This window comes from Alkaliflexus imshenetskii DSM 15055 (assembly GCF_000517065.1).
Taxonomy (GTDB): Bacteria; Bacteroidota; Bacteroidia; order Bacteroidales; family Marinilabiliaceae; genus Alkaliflexus; species Alkaliflexus imshenetskii.
The window spans coordinates 3,725-9,972 of record NZ_KI912105.1; the positions used below are offsets into that span (position 1 = coordinate 3,725).

The following is a 6,248-nucleotide window of genomic DNA, read 5'->3' on the forward strand; positions in this document are numbered from 1 at the left end:
TAATCCGGCAGAATAGATCAGCGTAAGGATAATTCGGTGCTTAAGCAGCGTAGGTGCCGAAAACAGCATCTTTAGCTCCTGGCGGTTCAGCACAACCGGCAACTTGCTCTCTTGCTTTAATGAAGGCAAAGCAATGGCCTTTTTGTTCATGCCCAGCAAACGGTAGTAATACCTTAGGCCATAAACCATGTGCTTGAAACTGCTCCGCGAAGGGGCCTTGACATCGCGTGCCAAAGCCACCAGATACTCGTTGATTTCATCTTCGGTGACGTCTTCGGGCAGTTGTTTAAAATGGATAACAAACAGCGCTATGCGCCGAATGTAATTATTCAGAGTGCTCTGACTCTGTCCACGAAGTACCACCTGATGCTCCATCTTTAAAGCCCTGGCCTTAAACTCCGGAACCAGAACGAAGGCGTGCTCTACAATCGTTAAGGTTGTTTTCTTTCTCATAACTGCATAATTTAAAAATGAGTAATGCAGTTATAACGGCTTGCATCTAAAAAGATTAATGCTATTTTTGAAAGAGGCTATCCCGGAGGGATTTAGTTCAACACAATGTATAAACTCATAATCTTCACAACAAACAAGTCTCAAACTATCGAAATTTTTATCATTTGCCCCATATCATTACCAACAATTGGATGCACCCACTTAGTCTCGACAATATTAGCTCTGGCAAGCTTATGCTCCCATGCGTTTAAACTATCCTTTTCTTTTGAACCTCGATTCAGGATGATTTCGCTATGAAACTTATTTTCTATTATTTCATTAAGCAAACATCCATCTAAAATATCTTTATGGAAAATACTAAACCGATAAATACGTGGCTTTGTCATTTCATCAATATGATTCATTAGTTTCAATAGAGAATAAAGAATCGATTAGACTAATACTCAATCAGATAATAAAAAGCTTCTGAGCTACTTCCCTTAAACGAAGTTCTTTTATTGTACTTGATTGTTTTATCAGTTTTGTGACCCGTGTGATTTAATATTGTAATACGTGGTTTTTTGCTCCGCTTAATACCAAGTACAAAGTCAACAGGCTCAACCAATATAGGCGCATCACCAACACTTATTAACTCAGAACGCTCGCGACAAATTTCCATTCCGGTATTCTTTGCCCGTCCAATAGCTGTCACAAGAATTCTTGACGCATCATATATCCCCTTATCAGACTCGAGGCTTGTTACGAGTATTACAGCGAAATCATTGCTGGTAGATATGGTTACACATCCAAGGTTAAACTCTTTATCCTTAGCAAAACCAACCAATCCTTTAGTTCCATCTGTATTAATGGTAAAGTAACCCTTACCAGAATCACTCCATATCAACTGCCCAGTATTTGAGTATACATTGTTTTGGTCTATTAATTCCGATAGTCCAAAAGTTTCGAGCATAGAACAGTTCTCGGTAAATTCCAAAGTTACTCTCCCAGCGGCCAATGATTTCAAAGGGAAGTCAGCATCTAATACTTTGCGGTCATGATCCTGACGAATTGTCTCATTAATAATTGTTTTCCCCTGAAAAATGTCTGAAAGACCAAATTTCCTATTAACAATTATATCACCCTCCTTCACATCACCTCTAAAAACAAGTGCAGCAAGTGCAGGATACAACGCCAATTGAGTAGGAGAAGTAGCATTATAAACCCCACCCCAAGGCGTTTGGATGGTATTGGTATAATGGGGAAAATCTGTAGCAAATACATAAGAGCCGTCCCAGCCTTGAAGTCCCATCCCATAAACAGCCACAATTGGTGCGCTTTCAGCAGTATATTCATTCGGGATTAAGCTCATCCATTCCGAGAACAGGAAAGGCCGATCTTTCACCTGTTGCAATCCTGTGCCAAATAGGCCTGAGCCAATATTGGACACCATGGCAGAATTATCAAATGGCCCTGGCTTTAGACTGTGTCCCTGCCCACCTCCAAAATAATTATGGCGATCAATAACACCAATTTCATAATCAGCATGCAAGTTTAACAGGTGTGTTAATCCTTCACCAGCTTGCCAACAACTTGCAATTAAAGGTCCTTTATAGCCAGTCTCTCTGACGGCCATTTCAAATTTTCGATAAAACTTCATTTGCTCTTCATAAAGGAAGCTGAACTTATCAACTACATGTTGTTTTACAGAGCGCCCTTCTTGTTTTGCAACCTGATACTCATATGAAAAAAAACCATGGTTGGGCTGAGGATATAAATTATTGGCATCTAAATGCTCACCTTCATTCAATCCCTCATGGTTCCATGCATTTAACAGCGCTTCGTGCGTTTGGTATTTATCCCGAAGCCATTCACTAAACTTACGACACAACAATTTACGGTAGGTTGGAGCCTGTTCTAAACTCCGTTCAATGGCTGCCCAAAATATATTGTCCTCGTTTTGGAACTCTATAAAATTAAGTGCCGGATCATCTGCATAACGTAATCCTGTATAAGGATTAATATGGTTGAGCATATTAACCGTCAGCTCAATATTTAGCTGTTGTAAATCATCAGCAAAATTTACCAGAGCTGCAGTGCTTCGGCTTAAGTGTCTCCAGGGAAAATCAGTTTCCATTATTTCATTATATGCCAATAAGCGACTACTATCGGCAGGCGCAACCCGATGGCCATAAATATGCGACCAACCATAGTAGATCCCTTTTTCCCTTAACTCATGACAAAACCTATCGAAACGTTCCCATTTATCATTGGTAATTATTGTAGAATGAATACCATCGGTTGCATCCCATGTAAATTTATGGAACCTCACAGCATTAAATCCATATGAAGCTAGAAAGTTAGCCCATTCAACGGCCTTCTCAGGAGAAGGAAAAGCATTACGCTCACAGAGATTGGTGCCCCAAAACTTAATTGGTGTACCATCTTCAAATTGAAATCTACTACCATTAACTAATAAAACACCCCGCTTACCGGCAGGCTTATCCAACCATGCCGACATGTCTATTTCTGACCCTAACGAAGATTCCTCTGCTTTCAACGGAAACCAATCTGAAACACCCTGTCCACTTACAGATATGATGCCGCATAACAGCACTATTATCAAAAACACTCTACCCATCTTACAATAGAATTTAAATGATTACCGGATAATTAATTCTCCTACAAGGGCTCTCCACCAGTTTGCAATGTCAAAATACTATATCGAGGCAGACTCACCACTCCATTTCCATTCGCGTCATAATCTGACACATATACGCAATTTTCAATTCCTTCAGATGTTCGGAACACTTTAAATTGATCGGAATAATAAATTCCGACTAACCTGATCACTTTGCTAGATGCTGAAGAATTAATTACAACAATGGTCTGAGTTCCATTGGCTTTATGGCTCCAGGCCGATACTAACACTTCCTCCTGATCGGATTCTGCGCTAACTCGTACGGCACCTGGACGTATAAAGCGATAAAAATGCTTTGACACAAAATACTTCTTACTAGTATTTAATCCGCTCATGAGTGAAAAATTGTCCCTAACAGACTGACTACCTTGCCACCACACCCACGCAGACACGTTTCCATAACACAAAGCAGTATGAATATCCATAGCAAGATTTAAAGCTCCAGGAGTTGAATTTCTTTTTTCCCAATTGTTACTATAACCGGAAGTCTCCGACATCCATACCGGTTTGGCAAGAGGTTTGGCAAACTGTTCGGTATGATTCACCCACATCTGCACCAATTCTGAACCTGAAGTTGGAGCAACACCATCAGAATAACCGTGAACAGCCAGTATATCAACATTATCTGCAGCATTGTTCTTTATCGCATTATGATATAACCAACGCCAATTATTCTCCTTACCTTCCATTTCGAGCATGTTCTCCGAGCCAAAAATCAGCACATCGGGGAAAGCCTCTTTTACTTTTGGCACAACCGCATTCAACATCTCACAATACCATTGAGTTGTATATGTACATGAATTAAAGGGTTGACTAAACAATGGTTCGTTTTGCAGACTTAATGCATACAGGTCTATACCTAAATCTTTATACATTTGAATCCCGTCAATGATCCATTCTGCAAATTCTTTATACTTTTCCGGATTTAGTGTACCCCCGTTTTTAGTAGACACATTTCCGGGCTCACGTATTGCGTTTTCGTCTCCAGCCCAGGCAAATGAACATTTCCATTTCAAATCTGCCGGAGGACTCCAAACGGAAAAAATAAACTTAAGGTCTACGCCTGCCTCATCAGCCCTTCGCTTGAGACCTTCCACAACCGGTTTTTGTTTATTCCAATCGGCATCCTGATTGGCACCGGATATTGCCGGAGGGAAATATTCATTTCGCCATATTGTTATACCTAAGTCATTAATTATCTTAATGCCCCACTCTTCGTTCCAAAGGTTCTGAGAGTTTGCCCACCACACATCATGAGCTCCAAAAAAGCCAAAACCATCTATTTCCTGAAACTCCTGATGAATATCTACATAAATTGTACACATATCCATTTCTTCCTTAATGTCATCAATCGCTTCACCGTCCTTTTTACATGAGCTGAAGCAAATCAGAGCCAGAACTAATAATGAGAAGTAATTCCTGAATAAATTCATTGCAATAACGTTTATACTAGTAAAACATGTTCATCAATCGTCCTGATGAATAATCTTTAACACAAAACTGTCAGAGAGTAAAAGCAATTAGTGTTTACTGCTTGATTAACTTGTCCATTTCATCATAACCAACAAGCGTGATACCCTCTTTTTGGATTGCCCGCATAACTTTTGAGTTTGTAAGAATCTCTGTTACAAATTGTCTATCCTTAGCTATTTTTGTGCCCACACTTCTCATTTCATCTACATCCATTCCCGGGTGTTCAACAAACAACCAATATCCTTCATCAATCCTTTTAATATTTTTAATAAACTGTCGGATACGTTTTCGTTTGGGCAAATCCCAATCCCAACCATTTAATCTTTTAAGAGATACCGATTCTGAAGTCAGAAGACCATACTCATCACCCAAGCGCTTAACCAGATCAAGAACAGAAGTGTGCATGGATGTAAAGCCCATATGCGTGGAAAGATGCGTAACACCTGGTAAAAATCTAAGCCCTGTCTCTATTTGAGCTCTTAGTTCTTTCTCTATTTCAGCTAATGACCAATTTTTATTGATTAGAAAAATATCTTCTTCTGCTCCTTCCCATGGCCAGATATACGGATAAAAGTATCCTGCAGAATCAATCAATCCTGGAACATCTGTTAGCGGTCGCCACTTTAAAGTTTCCCATTCACTGGTGAGCACAAGATGGATGCCCACATCAATACCTGGATTCTCTGAGAGTAATTTCACAGCCTCTGGAAACCAGGGACAGGGCACCATAACCTCAACGCTGCGTGCAATGCCAGATTTTATAGTTTTCAGGCATGCATGATTGGCAGCATTAAATGACCCCATGTCGTCAACCCTTACAATTAGGTATTTTTCGGCCGACAGGCCTTGTATAATAGACATTGAGACCAATAACACCATCAAGCAAATCGAATTTCTCATATCAATAAATTCAGTTTTATACAAAAACTCACCTAATCTCCATAATGCATAAACAGAACAATGAGTTAAGCCAGGCGACGGTTAAATGATTGCGCTGAGTAAAATGAAAAATGTGAAACAAAGTATAATCTTACATTAGTGGATAATTTTAAAGAACCACAAACGAATGAAAAACGTGATCCAGACATCTGGAAATAGGTTAGGATAGAAACCCTATTATCATTAAAGCCAATCCAACTTCACCGCCATTCGGCGGCAAGATTTTATGAACTATCTACAATCTTCTAAACAGTTATTAAGCCATTATTTCTGCTTGAGGGTTAATTCCATACGCCTCTAAATACGCCATTACCACATGAAATAGCATGTAAAACACCTGTTTGCCCTGACACAGATACTCCTTTCCAGCGCACTGCGCCTAAAATTGGATTATAAAGATCAACCCATGATTTGCCATTATCATTACTGTACATTATGGCAGATTTACAGTCGGACCAATACAATGGCTCGCATACAACATATAATTCATTGCTAAGTACATGACAAAACTTTGACACATTTGTTAAATTCGCTTATATCCAGTGTGTTCGACAATGCATGAGCAATCCGAATTAACCCATACTTGAAGAAACTGAAGGCTCTTCTTCCGTGTTTTGACTTTAATTGTGACAATTTTCATGTTTGTCTATACCAGCGAGGTAAGCCCAAATAAATGCAATGGAAACAACGGATATCAAGGTAGATA

Annotated in this window: 6 protein-coding genes; all 6 read right to left on the bottom strand. The window is 39.5% G+C overall.

What is annotated here, in order from left to right:
- Positions 1-453 (bottom strand): phage integrase N-terminal SAM-like domain-containing protein (locus ALKIM_RS19975; protein ID WP_173400712.1); only part of this gene is annotated, 453 nt, incomplete at its 3' end.
- 140 nt (positions 454-593) lie between these two features.
- A complete protein-coding gene (locus tag ALKIM_RS0100145; protein ID WP_026472894.1) occupies positions 594-857 on the bottom strand; it encodes a hypothetical protein in 264 nt (87 codons plus the stop codon).
- A gap of 32 nt (positions 858-889) precedes the next feature.
- Positions 890-2,989: a hypothetical protein gene (locus ALKIM_RS0100150; RefSeq protein ID WP_157363657.1), complete on the bottom strand. Its 2,100-nt coding sequence runs from the start codon at positions 2,987-2,989 to the stop codon at positions 890-892.
- A 122-nt stretch (positions 2,990-3,111) separates the two neighbouring features.
- Positions 3,112-4,563, bottom strand: a complete 1,452-nt coding sequence (locus tag ALKIM_RS0100155; protein ID WP_026472896.1) for a glycoside hydrolase — start codon at positions 4,561-4,563, stop codon at positions 3,112-3,114.
- A 94-nt stretch (positions 4,564-4,657) separates the two neighbouring features.
- The gene (locus ALKIM_RS0100160; RefSeq protein ID WP_026472897.1) at positions 4,658-5,503 is read right to left on the bottom strand and encodes a ChbG/HpnK family deacetylase; all 846 of its coding nucleotides are present in this window, start codon (positions 5,501-5,503) and stop codon (positions 4,658-4,660) included.
- Positions 5,504-5,823: 320 nt separating this feature from the next.
- A complete protein-coding gene (locus ALKIM_RS19700) occupies positions 5,824-5,976 on the bottom strand; it encodes a hypothetical protein (RefSeq protein ID WP_157363659.1) in 153 nt (50 codons plus the stop codon).
- Positions 5,977-6,248: the final 272 nt, after the last annotated feature.

Excerpts from the sequence above, each read along its gene's own strand:
- ALKIM_RS0100145 (WP_026472894.1), bottom strand. The coding sequence starts at position 857 with ATGAATCATATTGATGAAATGACAAAGCCACGTATTTATCGGTTTAGT.
- ALKIM_RS0100160 (WP_026472897.1), bottom strand. The coding sequence starts at position 5,503 with ATGAGAAATTCGATTTGCTTGATGGTGTTATTGGTCTCAATGTCTATT.
- ALKIM_RS19700 (WP_157363659.1), bottom strand. The coding sequence starts at position 5,976 with ATGTACAGTAATGATAATGGCAAATCATGGGTTGATCTTTATAATCCA.
- ALKIM_RS0100155 (WP_026472896.1), bottom strand. The coding sequence starts at position 4,563 with ATGAATTTATTCAGGAATTACTTCTCATTATTAGTTCTGGCTCTGATT.